Here is a 15594-nt window from a genome sequence, read left to right as displayed (position 1 = left end):
CCCAGGAAGTCGATGACCAGGGCGAGTGACCAGAGCGCCAACCGGGCGTCGCCGTCCACGGTGGCCCCGACGATCCATGGCACGGCCGACACCGCGAACCACACAGTCGTGCGGATCGGCCGTTGCCGGAGCTGCTGCTGGTGGCGCAACGCCGGAATGACGATTCTCAGCCAGGTCGTGCGAGATGAGGGCGAGCGCGACGACGTAGACGAGGTCGAAGAAGAGTTCCAGCAGGGTCACCCGCGCGGGCGTTGTCGCGCTGCGGAGGACACGTGACGAGCGCGCGGGATCCTGCGGCAACGGCACGGGGGGATCCTGGACTACCGACTGTGTTGGTCGGGCCTGCGGTGTCGACACTCCGACCCTAACCGCCACTTCATCCCCACATGCCCCAATCACCCATCGATGCCCTGAACGACGTGCCGTGGCCGAAACCGCCGGTGCGGCGGCGCTCCGGTCGGGGCGCCGCCGCACCGGTGGCGCAGCGTCTACGTGAGGCGGTGTCGGCCGCACCGGGTGCGGCAGGTGTCACTCAGGCGGTGTCGTCGGACTGGCCGGCCAGGATCTTCGCCTGTTGTGGCCAGGTCACCAGGCTGGCGGTGGCCCGCAGCCCGGCACCCCGGATGGTGTCCCGCAGCGTCGCCTCGTCCAGCTCCGCCAGCTGTTGGTAGGTGCGGATGCCCGCGCCGTGCAGGGCGGCGGCCATCTTCGGCCCGACGCCCTGGATCCGCCGGAAGTCGTCGACGGCGTCGGTGCCGTCGAGAGCCGGGGCGTGGGCGGCCGGGGCCTCCGGGGCCTCGTCGGTGGTGGCCGCCGGGGTGGCCCGGGTGCGCGGGCGGGGCGTGGTGGCCTTGCGCCGCACCGGCGGGGTGGCCACGGCGGGACGAGCCGACGCGGTCTCCTCGACCGCCTGCTCCGCCGGACCGTCCGGAACGGACACCGCCGGTGCCGACTCGGGCGCGGCCGTCGTGCCGGCGGACACCGCAGCGTCCGTCGTGGTGACCGGCTCGGAGACGTCAGTCGTGGTGGCCTCGGGGATCTCCGTCGCGCCGTCGGGCTCCGCGACGCTCGTCGTGGCGACGGGCGCGGCCGTATCGATCGTGGCGACGGGGGCGGCGGCGTCGGTCGTGGCGACCGGCTCGGCCGCATCGATCGTGGCGACAGGGGTGGCGGCGTCGGTCGTGGCGACCGGTTCGGCGGACACGCTGGGTGTCGGCTCCGACGACGCGGGCTGGCCGCCCGGGCTCGATTGCTCGGTCTCGGCGGGCTGGCGGGTCGCCGGCACCGGCGCCGGGCTGGTGGTGGGGTGCGTCGACGCGGGCGGTTCGCCACGGCGGTTGCGCAGCAGCACCCAGCCCCCGGCCAGGCCCACCAACAGCACCACGAGCAGTATCAGCCAATTGCCGACGGAGTCGATCACGGCAAACCTCCCTGAAGTTCACGTCCGGATCGTGGCGAGAAAAACTCGCCGAAGCTTCGCATACCAAGGACGTGGGCGACAGGCAGGTCAGGTAACAGTCCGTGTCGTTGCGACCGGGGCTACCAGCGGTGCCCACGGCGGAACGGAGGGTGCCCGCCCGGCAACGCCGACGATCCCGGCGCCGTCGCGGGCGCCGGGATCGTCGGTACGCGTGGAGGTCGTCTGCCGGCTCAGTCCTCCTCGCCGCGATAGGTGTAGAAGTCGTCGACGAACTTGCGCCGCAGCCGGGGCACCCGGCTGGTGACCCGGAAGTAGCCCCGCGCGCCGAGCAGGGCCAGCCGACCGAACACCGGCTTGTACATCCGGTCGTCGCCGCTGGTGCCGCTGCGCGCCAACGAGTCGGCCACCCGGGCGAAGCCGTACGGCACCATCACCGCCTCGTAGTCGGCCACCGCCTGCACCAGCGACTTCTCACCGGCGGCGGCGAGGATCAGTTGACGGCGCAGCAGGTTCGCGTCCCGCAGCGCGGTGTTGGCGCCCACGCCCCGGCCCGGTGTCATGGTGTGGATCGCGTCGCCGAGCAGGGTCACCGTACTGCTGTGCCAGGGCGGCACCGGCTCCGATGTGGACACCCGGATCGGCAGCGCGCTCTCCGGGTCGGCCTGCCGGAGCAGTTCGCGCAGGCGCGGGTGCCAGTTCGCGGTCAGGTCCAGCGCCACCTGGATCAACTCCGACCCCCGGCGACGCATCACGTCCTCGGGAAAGCGTCGGGCGGTGCTCCAGACCACCAGGTTGATGTTGTCGCGGGTGCTGTCGTGCCGCAGTCCCGGCCAGTCCGCGAGCAGCGCCGCATCGGCGGGGTCGACGTCCGGCTTGAGTCGACCGTCGGCGTCCCACTTGAACTCCATCACGTGCAGCACGCCCATCATCCCGCCGGTCCCGAAGATCAGCGAGATGCCCCGCTGCACCGCCGGTGGCAGCAGGGCCCGGGTGTCGTCGGTCAGCGGAATCCGGGTGGCGATGTTGATGGTGCCGGCGTCCCGGATCACCGCGTGCGGCAGGTACTGGCGGCGTACCGCGGACTGGGTGCCGTCCGCCGCTACCAGCAGGTCGCCGGTGGCGGTGCTGCCGTCGGCGAAGTGGGCGGTGACGGTGCCGTCGTGGTGCTGCTCGTACCGGGTGAAGGTGCGGTCGAAGTGCACCACGTCCTCCAGGCCGGTCAGCAGCACCTGGCGCAGCGTCATCCGCGCCACCGACCGCTCGGTGTCGACCGGATGGGTGTCCGGACGCAGCGGGAACGACGCCGTGGGCCGCAGCTTCTGGTCCAGCACGTTGAAGTAGCGCGGCGATCGGGCGCAGGTAGCCAGGTAGATGTCGAACAGTTCGGGTGGCAGGCAGTCGCGCAGGGCGCGACTGCCGGTCGGGCCGATCCCGACGCGGTAGCCGAGGAGCCCGTCCGCCCGGGTGCGATGGCGCTCGTACACCTCGACGCCGATGCCGGCTCGACGAAGCCCGTGTGCCAGGCAGAGTCCGCCCGTGCCGGCGCCGATGATCAGGACGTGCGGTGTCCGGGTGACCACTGTGCCGTCCGGTCAGCTGGCCGCACGCGGTGCCGGAACGTCCGCGCCGTCCCAGCGGTAGAAGCAGTTGGCGATGGCGTCGCGGGGCGAGCGCCAGGTCGGCAGGTAGGGCGAGGTGTGCGCGGAGAGCCGCTCGTTGACCTGGCGGTAGAGCGGGTGGTTGCGGGCCGTCGCCAGGGCGTCGGCACCGACGTCCTCGGTCTCCATCAGGTGTACACACAGATCGTGCAGGCAGTACAGGGAGCGGTGGCGTACCCCGGTCAGGCCGGGCAGTTCGGTCGCGTCGGATTCGGCGAAGATCTGCGCCACCCGACCCTCCGCGCCCGGGATGATCCTGCTGACGATAACGAGACGGCTGCTCATCGGTCCCCTCTCACCGGTGGTCGCGCCGGCTGCCTCGCCGGACGCACCTGTCACCCTGCCTGCGGACCTGTCACCTGACCGTCAACGTCGACCGTCGATCCGGTGACGTCGTCAGCGTGCTCAACCGCCCTGCTGGGTCGACCGCAGCGCCGGGTACCGACGTGACGTCGAGGCCGCCTGGCTGGCGCGGCGGATCGGTTCCAGGGTGTCGTCGAGCAGGGCGCTCATCGCGGGGGAGGGCTCCAGTCGCAGCTCGCGCAGCAGGAGGTCGCGGTAGACGTAGAAGGCGTGCACCGCCTCGAAGGCGTTGCCCTCGGCGAGGTGGATCCGCACCACGAGCCGGTGCGGCGTCTCGCGCAGTGGCTCCGCGGCCATCGCCTCCAGCGCGGCGTCGAGCGCCTCGCCGTGCCGTCCGGCGACCAGGTGGTGACCGGCCACCTGCTCCAGCATGTGCAATCTGAGCTGGCGCAACCGTTCCCGCTCGGTCAACACCCACTCGTCGTACCAGCCGGGCAGCAGGTCGTGTCGCCCGGCGGCGAGGGCCTGCGCGGCGTCGGCCGGCGTCTGACCGTCGCGTACCCGGCCGGCGGTGTCGACCAGCTTGTCGACGTCGACCTGCACCGCCGGATCGAGGCGGACCGTGTCGGCGTTTGTCGCCAACGGACAGTACGGGTCCTGACGCAGCCGCCACAGCGCGGTCCGCAACGACGACAGGGCCCGTTCCTCGGTGGTCTCCGGCCACAACAGGCCGGCCAGGTGGGTGCGGGTCGTCGCGGGCCGCAGCCCGATCAGCGCGATGACTCGTTGCAGGCCACGCGGCACCACCACCGGGGTGTCGTCGTGGGTCAGTCGGAAACCGCCGAGCAGATGAAGTCGGACCTCGGCGTCCCGGAGCTTCCCGGTGGTCGGCGTGGGCGAATCGGCCACGGGCACCCCCTGCGCAAGGCGTTGTCTGCGGGTATGGCCGGGCCCGGGCGTGGCCGCCACGACGCCACTGTCGACTGCGAACATCGCGCAACCGCGCGCGAAGCCGGGTCGGACCGTCGTGAAGGTTATCAATCCCAGTTACTCTGGGTCAACACGCCTGTCGGATACGTAACTCGTACGTCATCTTTGAAAACGCCTCTGAACTGGCTAATCGTAGCGATGCTCAGGTTCGGGGTCGTACAGCTGGGCCACAGCTTGCGTCAACGCAGCGTCACCGAGGATGGGGTTGGCGGAGGGTGTCGGTGACGCGCGGGTGACGGCCCGGGGCGGATTGTGTCGAGAGTCGACCCGGACACCGGGTGGGGTCGGCAACGGCCCGTGGAGAGGAAACAACATGGACCGAACGCTGATCGTGGCGAAGGTGGTCCCGACCGCCGAGAACGCGGTCGCCGAGATCTTCGCCGAGTCCGACACGACCGAACTGCCACACCTCGTCGGCGTCGCGCACCGGTCGCTGTACCGGCTGCACGACCTGTACGTACACCTGCTGGAGACCGACACGCCCGGCGACGGCGCGGTCGAGGCGGCGCGCGACCACCCGGAGTTCCGGCGGATCAGCGCCCGGCTGCGTCCGTACATCACGCCGTACCTGCCTGACTGGCGCTCGCCTCGGGACGCGATGGCCCGCTGCTTCTACCGCTTCGACGCCGAACCGAGGAGGGAACTATGACCGTCACCGACGGCCGCTCGCTGACCGAGGAGATCACCGACATCCTGGTGACCAACTGCGGGCTCGATCCGGACGCCGCCGCCCGCGAACCGGCCGCCTCCCTGGAGGAACTGGGGGTGGACTCCCTCGCGCTGCTCGAACTGACGGCCGTCGTCGCCGACCGGTGGCGGGTGCGCATCCCCGAGCAGGCCGCCCGGCTGAGCATCCCCGCCGTGGCCGACCTGATCTCCCGCCGCGCCGACCCGCCCGGGCACACCGAGAACAGCATCGTCATCGCCGCGCCGCTGGAACTGGTCTGGTCCGTCACCAACGACGTGGCCGGCTGGCCCGACCTGTTCACCGAGTACGCCCGGGCCGAGATCCTCGACACCGACGGCGACACCGTGCGGTTCCGGCTCACCATGCATCCCGACGAGAACGGGGTGGCCTGGAGCTGGGTCAGCGAACGCACCCCCGACCTGGCCAGCCGGCAGGTACGGGCCCGCCGGGTGGAGACCGGCCCGTTCGAGTACATGCGGATCCACTGGACCTACACCGAGGAACCGGACGGGGTCCGGATGACCTGGGTGCAGGACTTCGCGATGAAACCCACCGCGCCGGTGGACAACGCCGGGATGACCGAGCGGATCAACACCAACAGCCAGGTGCAGCTCGCCGTCATCAAGGAACGGATCGAACGGCTGGCCGGCGTCCAGCCCGCCGCCGTGGCCACCGGAGGCGACGATGCGTGACCTGGCTCTGGTCGCCGCGCGGGACGTGCCCGCCGACCGCCGTCGCGGTGGCGAACTGCGGGTCCTGCTCGGCCCGCGCACCGTCGGCAGCACCTCCGGGTTCATGGGCGTGGCGACCATGGCACCGGGGGAGCGGATCGCGGAGCACTACCACCCGTACAGCGAGGAGTTCCTCTACGTCGCCCGGGGTGCGATCACCGTCGACCTCGACGACGAGCCGGTCGCGTTGACCGCCGGTGAGGCGTTGTTCGTGGCCCGCAACGTCCGCCACCGGCTGCGCAACACCGGCGACGTACCCGCCGAGGTGGTCTTCCACCTCGGTCCCCTGGCCCCCCGCCCGGAACTCGGCCACGTCGACACCGAGCTGGTCGAACAGCGGGACGGGTCGTGACCGGCCGACGGACCGTGGTGACCGGCATCGGGGTGGTCGCCCCCGGTGGCGTGACCCGGGACCGGTTCTGGAAGACCATCACCGAGGGGCGCACCGCCACCCGCCGGATCAGCTTCTTCGACCCGACGCCGTTCCGCTCGCAGATCGCCGCCGAGTGCGACTTCGACCCCGACGCCGCCGGCATCCCGCTGGACCGGCGGCGGCGCGCCGACCGGTACGTGCAGTTCGCGCTCGCCTGCGCCGCCGAGGCGATCGCCGACAGTGGCCTGGAGCTGACCGACGCCGAGCGCGACGGCACCGGCGTGGTGCTCGGCACCGCCGTCGGCGGCACCATGGCCCTGGAACAGGAGTACGTGACGGTCAGCGACAGCGGTCGACACTGGCTGGTCGACGCCGGGCTCGGCGGCCCGTACCTCTACCAGGCGCTGGTGCCGAGCAGCCTGGCCGCCGACGTGGCCTGCGCGCACGGCCTGCACGGCCCGGCGCAGGTGATCTCCACCGGCTGCACCTCCGGCATCGACGCGATCGGCTACGCCCACCAGCTCATCGCCGACGGCGAGGCGGACATCGTGCTCGCCGGCGCCGCCGACTCACCCATCTCCCCGGTCACCGTCGCCTCCTTCGACGCCATCGGGGCGACCAGCCCGGACAACGACGACCCGGCGCACGCGTCGCGCCCGTTCGACGCCGACCGGCACGGTTTCGTGCTGGCCGAGGGGGCGGCGGTGCTGGTGCTGGAGGAGGCCGGGCACGCCCACCGCCGCGGCGCGCACGTCTACTGCGAGGTGGCCGGCTACGCCAGCCGCAGCAACGGCTACCACATGACCGGCCTGCGCCCCGACGGCGTGGAGATGGGACTGGCCATCACCGACGCGCTGCGCCAGGCCAGACTGGCACCGCAGGACATCTCCTACATCAGCGCGCACGGCTCCGGCACCCGGCAGAACGACAGGCACGAGACCGCCGCGTTCAAACGGGCGCTCGGGCCGGCCGCGTACCGGGTGCCGATCAGCTCCATCAAGTCGATGGTCGGGCACTCGCTGGGCGCCATCGGTTCCATCGAGATGGCCGCCTGCGCGCTGGCCATCGAGTACGGGGTGGTGCCGCCCACCGCCAACTGGACGACCCGGGATCCGGAGTGCGACCTGGACTACGTGCCCAACGAGGCACGCGAGGTGCCGGTGGACGTGGCCCTGTCGGTCGGCAGCGGCTTCGGCGGCTTCCAGTCGGCGATGCTGTTCCGTCGCCTGGCCCGGGAGGTCACGGCATGAACGAGCGTCGGCGGGCGGTGGTGACCGGGATCGGCGTGGTCGCGCCCAGCGGTGTCGGCGCCGAGGCGCACTGGCGTACGGTGCTCGCCGGTCAGCGGCGTACCGGCCCGATCACCCTGTTCGACGCCGCCGACTACCCGACCCGGCTCGGCGGCGAGGTGCCCGACTTCGACCCGGCCCGGTACACCGACAACCGGGTCCTGGTGCAGACCGACCGCTGGACCCACCTCGGGTTCGCGGCCACCCGGCTGGCCCTGCGGGACGCCGGCCTGCCCGAGCGCCCCGCCGACCCGTACGGCTGGGCGGTCACCCTGGCCAGTTCGTCCGGCGGGAACCTGTTCGGGCAGCGGGAACTGCAGCGGCTCTGGTCGTCGCCGAGCCGCACCGTCGGGGCGTACCAGTCGATCGCCTGGTTCTACGCGGCGAGTGTCGGGCAACTGTCCATCGCGCACCAGGCGAAGGGGCCGTGCGGGGTGCTGGTGGCCGAGTCGGCCGGTGGGCTGGACAGCCTGGCCCACGCCGTACGCACCATCCGGCGGGGCGCCTCCGTGGTGCTGGCCGGGGCCACCGAATGCCCGCTGAGCCCGTACGCGTTGGCCTGCCAGCTGCGCTCCGGCCTGCTCAGCGCGGTGGACGACCCGCGGCGGGCGTACCTGCCGTTCGACGTCTCCGCCAGCGGCTATCTGCCCGCCGAGGGCGGCGCGGTCTTCGTCGTCGAGGAGTACGAGCACGCCCGGGCCCGGGGGGTCCGCGGCTACGGCGAGGTGACCGGCTGGGGCGCCACCCACGACGCCGCACACACCACCGCCGACAGCGCCGGCGACCCCCACCAGTACGCCCGGGCGATGCGGCTGGCCCTGGACCGGGCCGGCGTCGGGCCGCACGAGGTGGATCTGGTGGTGCCCGACGCGCTCGGGGTGGCCCGCTACGACCGGGCCGAGGCCAGCGCGCTGCGGGCGGTCTTCGCCGGTACGGCGCCGGCGGTCAGCACCCACAAGGCGCTCACCGGGCGGGCGCACCAGGGCGGTTCGGCGCTGGACGTGGCGACCCTGCTGCTCGCCCTCGCGCACGACACGCTGCCCCCCTCGGCCGGCCCGGAGCAGGTCGCCGAGGGCTGCGAACTGGACTTCCTGCGTGAGCGCCGCCGCCCGCGTACCCGGGTGGGTCTGGTCTGCGCGCGCGGCTTCGACGGTTTCAACAGTGCGCTGGTGCTGCGGGGGACGGCACCGGCCGGAGAGGACCAACCATGACGCGAGGACGGGTCGTCTTCCTCGTCCGGGTACCCACCGAACGCACCGACGACTTCCTGCGGGCCTACGAGGCCGTGCGGCACCTGGTCGCCGACGGGGTGCCGGGGCACCTGGTCGACCAGGTGTGCCGCTCGGCCACCGACCCGGAGCAGTGGCTGATCACCAGCGAGTGGGCCAGCCTGGCCGACTTCGAGGCGTGGGAACGCAGCCCGGAACATCGGGATCTGGTCCGGCCGATGCGGGAGTGCTTCACCGACGCCCGGTCGCTGCGCTTCCACGTGCACGCGCAGACCCCGGTCCCGGTCTGAGCAGACAGGTACGAGTTCACACCGAACGCATCGCCGCGCTGCACGATCGACAAGCTGTCCCCCCGACGAGGCGGCCAGGAAGTGGCTGCTTGTCCGTGCCATCTTCAGTGTACGGGTCGCCATGCCCGTTCAGATCGTCCGGATTGATGATTTTTGTCCCCAGGCCGGCTCATAGGCTCACCCGGTAATCATCGTGCGTTGCGGGGGCGGGCATGGCTGACGTCAGGGGACAGGAGATCGCTGCCGAACAGGTGGTCGTGGACCGGGTCTACGAGCTGCTGGAGGGCGCGCGAGAACGGGCCGACGAACTCGCCGGCGAGGGGCATCGGCGGGCGGCCGGCGGCCCGGCCACCGGACTGGTGGAGCGGGACGCGATGGTGCACCGGGCGGCCGTACGGCTGCGGTCGCTCGACGCCGAGGCGGAGGGCATCGTCTTCGGCCGGCTCGACTTCGACGACGGCGAGACCTTCCACATCGGCCGCCTGGGCGTACGCGACGGCCACGAACCCCTGCTGGTCGACTGGCGGGCCCCGGCCGCCGCAGCGTTCTACCGGGCGACGCCGGGCGACCCGCTCGGGGTGATCCGCCGCCGGGTCATCCTCTGCCAGGGGCCGAAGGTGATCGACCTCGACGACGACGTGCTCACCCCCGACCAGGCCGGTGAGCTGCGGGTGCTCGGCGAAGGGGCGCTGCTGGCCGCGCTGCGGCGCTCGCGTGGAGCGCACATGCGCGACATCGTCGGCACCATCCAACGGGAGCAGGACGAGGCGATCCGGGCCCCGGCCCGGGGCGTCACCCTGATCACCGGCGGGCCCGGGACCGGCAAGACGCAGGTCGCGCTGCACCGAGCGGCGTACCTGCTCTACACCAACCGGGGCCGGCTCACCGACGGCCGCATCCTGGTGGTCGGCCCGTCGACCGTCTTCACCCGCTACATCAGCCGGGTCCTGCCCTCCCTCGGCGAGGAGAGCGTGCACCTACGGGCCCTCGGCGAGCTGGTCGAGGGGGTGACCGCCACCCGCCGCGACCGCGCCGCCGTCGCCCGGATCAAGGGCGACGACCGGATGCGTGACGTGCTGGCCGAGCTGATCTGGCAGCCACCGCCGACCGCGCCGCAACGGCTCCGACTGGTGTACGCGGGCCAGCCGCTGACGCTCGACGCGCGGCACCTGGCGACGGCCCGCCGTCGCATCCGCGCCCGCTGCGCAGCGGACGGCACCACACCCAACGCCGCCGCACCGACCGTCACCGCTGTCCTGCTGGAGACCCTGTGGCAGGAGGTCGACGGCAAGCACCTGGACCGGAAGCTCTTCGCCGAGGAGGTCCGCGACCGTGCCGAGTTCCGCCGGTTCCGTCGCGCCTGGTGGCCCCCGCTGACCCCGACCGAGGTGTTGCGTTGGCTCACCGACCCCGCCCGGGTGGTCGGTCTGGACCCCGAGGACGCCGAGACACTGGCCGCGACGTACCGGAACCGGCCCGACTGGTCCGTCGACGACGTGCCGCTTCTGGACGAACTGGCCGAGTTGCTGGGCCGCCCGCCCGCCGCACCGCAGGCGCCCGAGCCCGAGTGGCGGCTGCGGGAGTTGACCACCGGCACCCGGACCGTGGCGACCTTCGTGCTCAGCTGCGGCCTGCGCAACGGCTGGGAGCTGTACGCCCCCCACCTGTCGACCCCCTTCGCGCTCGCCGGACCGGGCATCGACAACGACGCGATCGTCGCCGCGCAGCGCTGGGCGGAGGCGGTCATCCTGCGGGAGGGGCACCAGGTCGTCGGCTGGGCCGACGGCTTCGACCCGCACGGCGAGGAGGGTTACGTGCCGGTGCTGGCCGAACCGCTGCCGATCGAGGAGGTCGAGGAGGACTCCGCCGACGACGAGCCGTACCTGCACGTCATCCTCGACGAGGCGCAGGACCTCTCCCCGATGGAGTGCCGCATGATCGCCCGCCGGGTCGAGTACGCCTCGATGACCGTGGTCGGCGACCTCGGGCAGGCGACCCATCCGCTGGCGGCGCAGTCGTGGCCGCAGTTGCTCGCCCGGATCGGCAAGCGGGAGATCCGCACCCTGGAGCTGCACACCGGCTACCGGGTGCCGGCGCTGATCGCGGAGTACGCGGCCCGCGCCCTCACCCCCGGGATCGCGCCGACCCGGTCGTACCGGCCCGGCGGCACCCTCGCCGTACGCCGGGTCGACGACCTGCACGCCGCGCTGCGCAGCGAACTCCAGCAGGCGCCGCAGGACGCGACCGTTGCCGTCATCGCCGCCGACGACCGGACCGAGACGATCACCCCGCTCATCGACGCCGCCGGTGTCGCGGTGGTCCCGGCCAGCCTGGTCAAGGGCCTGGAGTACGACCACGTCATCGTCGTGGAGCCGGCCGAGATCGTGGCCGCCGAACCGCGCGGCATGAACCGGCTCTACGTCGTACTGACCCGAGCCGTCGCGACCCTGGTCGTCCTGCACCACGACGCACTGCCTGTCGCCCTGCGCGACGCCGACTCCGTCGAGCTGACGTAGCGCGTTCACCCGTTCGCAACCTGTGACGACCCCCGTGGCCCGGTCCTGGGTGGACAGTCATAATGGATCGCATGGTTGCCTGGGAGTACGCCTTGTTGGTCCGCCGCTACCAGGGGCAGGGCCGGAACTTTCACGTCACGTTCGTCTGGTACGGCCCCGACGGGTCACGCAAGGACGTCACCGCCTACGGTGACACCGCCGTCGCGCATCTCAACCGTGTCGGCCGGGAGGGTTGGGAACTCGTCACCGCCGCCGAGGACGTGAACAACGTGCAGGGCAGCACCGAGGTCCACCGCTACCACCTCAAGCGCCCGCTGAACTGAGGCGCGCCCTGACCCGGCGGCACCAACGGGCGCGTGGGGCGGCCCCGCCGCCGGGCAGACAGTGCATCCCGCAGCAGAACGGCAGCGCAGAAACGGCCGGCCCGACGCCGCACGGCGTCGGGCCGGCCGGAAAGCCGCGTCAATCAGCCCAGGTCGACGCTCGGGTAGAGCGGGAAACCGGCGAGCAGCTCGCTGGCCTGGCGGCTGACCTTGTCGGCCAGGGCCGGGTCGAGCACGTACTTGGCCTTGGAGGCGGTGCCGTCCGGGTTCGCGCCGGCGGTGGTCTGGCTCAGCACGGTGTGGATCAGCTCGGCCGTGGTGTCCATCTCCGCCACGCCCAGCCCACGGGTGGTCAGCGCGGGCGTGCCGATCCGGATGCCGGAGGTGTACCAGGCGCCGTTCACGTCCTGCGGCACGGCGTTGCGGTTGGTGACGATGCCCGACTCCAGCAGCGCCTGCTCGGCCTGCCGGCCGGTCAGCCCGTAGCCGCTGACGTCGATGAGCACCAGGTGGTTGTCGGTGCCGCCGGTGACCAGCTTGGCGCCCCGGCGTAGCAGGCCCTCGGCCAGCGCCTGGGCGTTGTCGACGATGCGCTGGGCGTAGTCGGCGAAGTCGGGCCGGCGGGCCTCGGCCAGCGCGACCGCCTTGGCGGCCATCACGTGCGGCAGCGGGCCGCCGAGCACCATCGGGCAGCCCCGGTCCACCTGCTCGGCCAGCTCCGGGCCGCAGAGCACCATGCCGCCGCGCGGGCCGCGCAGCGACTTGTGGGTGGTGGTGGTGACGATGTGCGCGTGCGGCACCGGGTCGAAGTCGCCGGTGAAGACCTTGCCCGCCACCAGGCCGGCGAAGTGGGCCATGTCGACCATGAAGGTCGCGCCGACCGAGTCGGCGATCTCCCGCATGATCCGGAAGTTCACCTTCCGCGGGTACGCCGAGTAGCCGGCGACCAGCACCAGCGGCCGGAACTCGCGGGCGGCCTCGGCGACCTTGTCGTAGTCGATCAGGCCGGTCGCCGGGTCGGTGCCGTAGCTGCGCTGGTCGAACATCTTGCCCGAGATGTTCGGCCGGAAACCGTGGGTGAGGTGCCCACCGGCGTCCAGCGACATGCCGAGCATCCGCTGGTCACCCAGCTCCCGGCGGAGCGCGAACCAGTCGGCCTCGGTCAGGTCGTTGACGTGCCGGGCCTGCGCCCGCTTGAGCGCCGGCGCCTCCACCCGGTCGGCCAGGATCGCCCAGAACGCCACCAGGTTGGCGTCGATGCCCGAGTGCGGCTGCACGTACGCGTGGGCCGCGCCGAACAGCTCCCGGGCGTGCTCGGCGGCGAGGGCCTCGACGGTGTCGACGTTCTGGCAGCCGGCGTAGAACCGGCGGCCGACGGTGCCCTCGGCGTACTTGTCGCTGAACCAGTTGCCCATCGTCAGCAGGGTGGCCGGTGAGGCGTAGTTCTCGCTGGCGATCAGTTTGAGCGATTCGCGCTGGTCGGCCAGCTCCGCGCCGATCGCGTCGGCGACGCGCGGCTCGACGGAGCGGATGACCTCCAGCGCGCTGCGGAAGGCGGTGGACTCGGCGTTGGGCGACATGCGACCTCCAGTGGATGTGCGGAAGGCCCAGGCGCTCGGCGTGCGTCGTTGTGACGGGACCGCTTCCCGATGGTGCTCCATCCCCACGCGCCAGTCACGGCCCTCGCCGATCCTACCGGGTGCGACGTCGGCCGTCGGCGGGGTCCGGCGTCCCCCTCGGCCGCCGGACCCCGCCGAAGATCACTTCACCGCGCGGTAGGCGTTGACGAGGCCGGCGCCGTGGAAGCCGTTGCGCGTGCCGCCCTGGCAGGTGGCCGTGTAGTCGGTCGCGCTCGGCAGCAGCGGAATCGGGTCGTACCCGCCGGCGGGGCACGGCTGGGGCACGGCGGTGCGCTCCAGCAGCGCCGCCAGCTGCCCGGGGGTCATGCCCGGGCGAGCCGACAGGGCCAGCGCCGCGACGCCGGTGACGTGCGGACCGGACATCGAGGTGCCCTGCTTCCAACCCCAGCCGTCGGTGCGGGTCACGGTGTTGAAGGTGGTCGACAGGATGGTGTCGGCGGTCGTCGGGGTCAGGCCCTGGGTGCGGATCCGGCTGTCGCCGCCGGGCGCGGTCACGTCCACGACCCCCTGACCGTACGACGAGTAGTAGCTCTTCTGCCCGGTCGGCCCGACCGCGGCGACGGTCACCACGCCCGGCGCCTGGGCGGGCAGCACCAGGCAGGCGCCGTTGACCTCGCGTACCTCCGGGGTGCCGTTGTTCGGGCTGCCCGAGTCGACGAACCGGTGCGCCAGGTCGTGGTTGGCGTTGCCGGCGGAGGCGACGGTGAGCACACCCTTGCTCTGCGAGTAGCGGATGGCCCGCTGCACGGCCTGCCACACCGGGCGCTGGCGTGCGTCGTTGCGGCAGTTCAGCTGCCACGGATCGAGGTAGTAGCTGTTGTTGGTCAGCTGCATCCCCTGCTCGGCCGCCCACATGAACCCGCAGACCGCGGCCTCCGGATAGATGTAGCCCTCGTTGTCGACGACCTTCACCGCGGCCACCCTGACGCCCGGTGCCACGCCGGTGACGCCGACGCCGTTGCGGGCGGCCGCGATGGTGCCGGCCACGTGGGTGCCGTGGTCGGAGGTGGTGGGGTTCCAGGCCGCTTCGGTGGTGTCCGCGACCCCACCGAGGCAGGAGGCGCTCTTGTCCCGGGCGATCTGGCCGGCCAGGTCGGGGTGGCTGCTGGAGATGCCGCTGTCCAGCACGCCGACCACCACGTCGGCGCTGCCGGCGGTGACCGTGTGGGCCCGCGGCAGGTCGATCATCGGCATGTTCCACTGCTGGGCGAACAGCGGCTCGGCGCTCGGGTCGCCGCCGGCGGCCGCCAACTCGGCCGCGGTCAGCTCGACGGTGTGACCCTCGTCGAGCACGGTGCCCAGGCCGGCGGTCGACGCCACGGACTCAACGCCCGCACCGGCGGTGTCGGCGACGAAGTCACGGTTGGCGGAGCGGACCACCAGCACACCGATCTGCCGGTAGTCGGCGACCACCGTGCCGTCGGCGGCGGCCACCCGGGCCAGCGCCCGGTCGACAGTGGCGCCCTGCGGTGTGAGCACCAGGAAGGTGGCCTCGCCGCCGTGGGCCTCGCCGCCGTCGACCGAGGCGGTGGCCGGGGCGGTGACAACGCTGGTGACGCCGGCGCCGAGTGCCACGGCGACCGCCACGGCGAGTGCCTTGCGGCCGAGCTTCTTCACACAGACTCCCCAGAGTGCGACCCCGCCGTGCGGCACCCTCGTGCGGGCGGCCCGGCGGCGGCGGACGGGTTGTCCGCCCTCACGATCAGAAGCGTCCTGTCGATATGTGGCGTTACACCCCAGGACGTGCGCAGGTGGCAGGTGTCAGAGCAAGACGTCGGCCCTGCGGGGGTGTGCCGGCCACCGTCAGGGGTACGCGACCGCAGACCCACCTGCTAGCTGGAGGTGAACCATGGCCACGATGGTGCGGGAGCCGGTCAGTCCGGTGAAGGACGACCACTACGACCTGCTGCACACCCTGCAGATGTCGCTGGAGCACGTCTGGAAGATGGAGAACTACATCGCCGACGCCGAGGCGCGCGGCGACAGCGAACTCGCCACCTGGTTCCGCGAGATCCAGGACGAGCACCGCAAGATGGGTGCGCAGGGCAAGAAGCTGCTGAAGGCGCGCCTTCAGCGGGAAAAGGTCTGATCGAGGCGGCGATGGCCGGGTGGTGTTGCGCCCCACCCGGCCATCGCCGCGCCTA

The 15594-nt window shown here is 72.3% G+C and carries 15 protein-coding genes and 1 riboswitch; of the genes, 9 read left to right on the top strand and 6 right to left on the bottom strand.

The window, feature by feature from the left end; genetic code table 11:
* Positions 1 to 532: 532 nt before the first annotated feature.
* From JMF97_RS18420 to JMF97_RS18405, 4 genes are all read right to left on the bottom strand, one after another.
* Positions 533 to 1420: a helix-hairpin-helix domain-containing protein gene (locus JMF97_RS18420; protein ID WP_307816972.1), complete on the bottom strand. Its 888-nt coding sequence runs from the start codon at positions 1418 to 1420 to the stop codon at positions 533 to 535.
* Positions 1421 to 1650: 230 nt separating this feature from the next.
* Entirely contained in the window at positions 1651 to 3000 is a 1350-nt protein-coding gene (locus tag JMF97_RS18415; protein ID WP_203222671.1) for an FAD-dependent oxidoreductase, read from the bottom strand.
* 12 nt (positions 3001 to 3012) lie between these two features.
* Entirely contained in the window at positions 3013 to 3363 is a 351-nt protein-coding gene (locus JMF97_RS18410) for a TcmI family type II polyketide cyclase (RefSeq protein ID WP_043721276.1), read from the bottom strand.
* Between the two features lie 120 nt (positions 3364 to 3483).
* Positions 3484 to 4290 (bottom strand): AfsR/SARP family transcriptional regulator, encoded by an 807-nt coding sequence (locus JMF97_RS18405; RefSeq protein ID WP_013734505.1) that lies wholly within the window; start codon positions 4288 to 4290, stop codon positions 3484 to 3486.
* A gap of 394 nt (positions 4291 to 4684) precedes the next feature.
* On the opposite strand from JMF97_RS18405, the gene JMF97_RS18400 reads away from it, so the two are divergent.
* The 8 genes from JMF97_RS18400 to JMF97_RS18365 all read left to right on the top strand — a co-directional run bounded on the left by JMF97_RS18400 (position 4685) and on the right by JMF97_RS18365 (position 11810).
* A complete protein-coding gene (locus JMF97_RS18400) occupies positions 4685 to 5020 on the top strand; it encodes a TcmI family type II polyketide cyclase (protein ID WP_013734504.1) in 336 nt (111 codons plus the stop codon).
* The gene (locus JMF97_RS18395; protein WP_203222669.1) at positions 5017 to 5751 is read left to right on the top strand and encodes an SRPBCC family protein; all 735 of its coding nucleotides are present in this window, start codon (positions 5017 to 5019) and stop codon (positions 5749 to 5751) included. The genes JMF97_RS18400 and JMF97_RS18395 overlap by 4 nt, the downstream gene beginning before the upstream one ends.
* Positions 5744 to 6142 (top strand): cupin domain-containing protein, encoded by a 399-nt coding sequence (locus JMF97_RS18390; protein ID WP_203222668.1) that lies wholly within the window; start codon positions 5744 to 5746, stop codon positions 6140 to 6142. Before JMF97_RS18395 ends, JMF97_RS18390 begins: the two co-directional genes overlap by 8 nt.
* The gene (locus JMF97_RS18385) at positions 6139 to 7413 is read left to right on the top strand and encodes a beta-ketoacyl-[acyl-carrier-protein] synthase family protein (protein WP_203222667.1); all 1275 of its coding nucleotides are present in this window, start codon (positions 6139 to 6141) and stop codon (positions 7411 to 7413) included. Before JMF97_RS18390 ends, JMF97_RS18385 begins: the two co-directional genes overlap by 4 nt.
* A complete protein-coding gene (locus tag JMF97_RS18380; protein ID WP_203222666.1) occupies positions 7410 to 8663 on the top strand; it encodes a beta-ketoacyl synthase N-terminal-like domain-containing protein in 1254 nt (417 codons plus the stop codon). The genes JMF97_RS18385 and JMF97_RS18380 overlap by 4 nt, the downstream gene beginning before the upstream one ends.
* The gene (locus JMF97_RS18375) at positions 8660 to 8971 is read left to right on the top strand and encodes an antibiotic biosynthesis monooxygenase family protein (RefSeq protein WP_013734499.1); all 312 of its coding nucleotides are present in this window, start codon (positions 8660 to 8662) and stop codon (positions 8969 to 8971) included. The genes JMF97_RS18380 and JMF97_RS18375 overlap by 4 nt, the downstream gene beginning before the upstream one ends.
* 212 nt (positions 8972 to 9183) lie before the next feature.
* Positions 9184 to 11487, top strand: coding sequence for a HelD family protein (locus JMF97_RS18370; RefSeq protein ID WP_203222665.1), 2304 nt, complete (start codon positions 9184 to 9186; stop codon positions 11485 to 11487).
* A 62-nt stretch (positions 11488 to 11549) separates the two neighbouring features.
* A complete protein-coding gene (locus JMF97_RS18365) occupies positions 11550 to 11810 on the top strand; it encodes a hypothetical protein (protein WP_013734497.1) in 261 nt (86 codons plus the stop codon).
* A 143-nt stretch (positions 11811 to 11953) separates the two neighbouring features.
* On the opposite strand, the gene JMF97_RS18360 is transcribed toward JMF97_RS18365, so the two are convergent.
* Both JMF97_RS18360 and JMF97_RS18355 read right to left on the bottom strand, forming a co-directional pair.
* A complete protein-coding gene (locus JMF97_RS18360; RefSeq protein WP_203222664.1) occupies positions 11954 to 13390 on the bottom strand; it encodes a glycine hydroxymethyltransferase in 1437 nt (478 codons plus the stop codon).
* A gap of 18 nt (positions 13391 to 13408) precedes the next feature.
* Positions 13409 to 13498: riboswitch (ZMP/ZTP riboswitch) on the bottom strand.
* A gap of 72 nt (positions 13499 to 13570) precedes the next feature.
* On the bottom strand, positions 13571 to 15067 hold the full coding sequence (locus tag JMF97_RS18355) for a S8 family peptidase (RefSeq protein WP_203222663.1): 1497 nt from the start codon (positions 15065 to 15067) through the stop codon (positions 13571 to 13573).
* A gap of 232 nt (positions 15068 to 15299) precedes the next feature.
* Here JMF97_RS18355 and JMF97_RS18350 point away from each other — a divergent pair, with 232 nt between their 5' ends.
* A complete protein-coding gene (locus JMF97_RS18350) occupies positions 15300 to 15539 on the top strand; it encodes a hypothetical protein (protein ID WP_203222662.1) in 240 nt (79 codons plus the stop codon).
* Positions 15540 to 15594 lie beyond the last annotated feature (55 nt).

This window comes from Micromonospora fiedleri, assembly GCF_016774385.1.
Classification (GTDB): domain Bacteria; phylum Actinomycetota; class Actinomycetes; order Mycobacteriales; family Micromonosporaceae; genus Micromonospora; species Micromonospora gifhornensis.
Note: the sequence above shows the minus strand (reverse complement) of the source record. Positions and strands in the feature narration are given on the sequence as shown.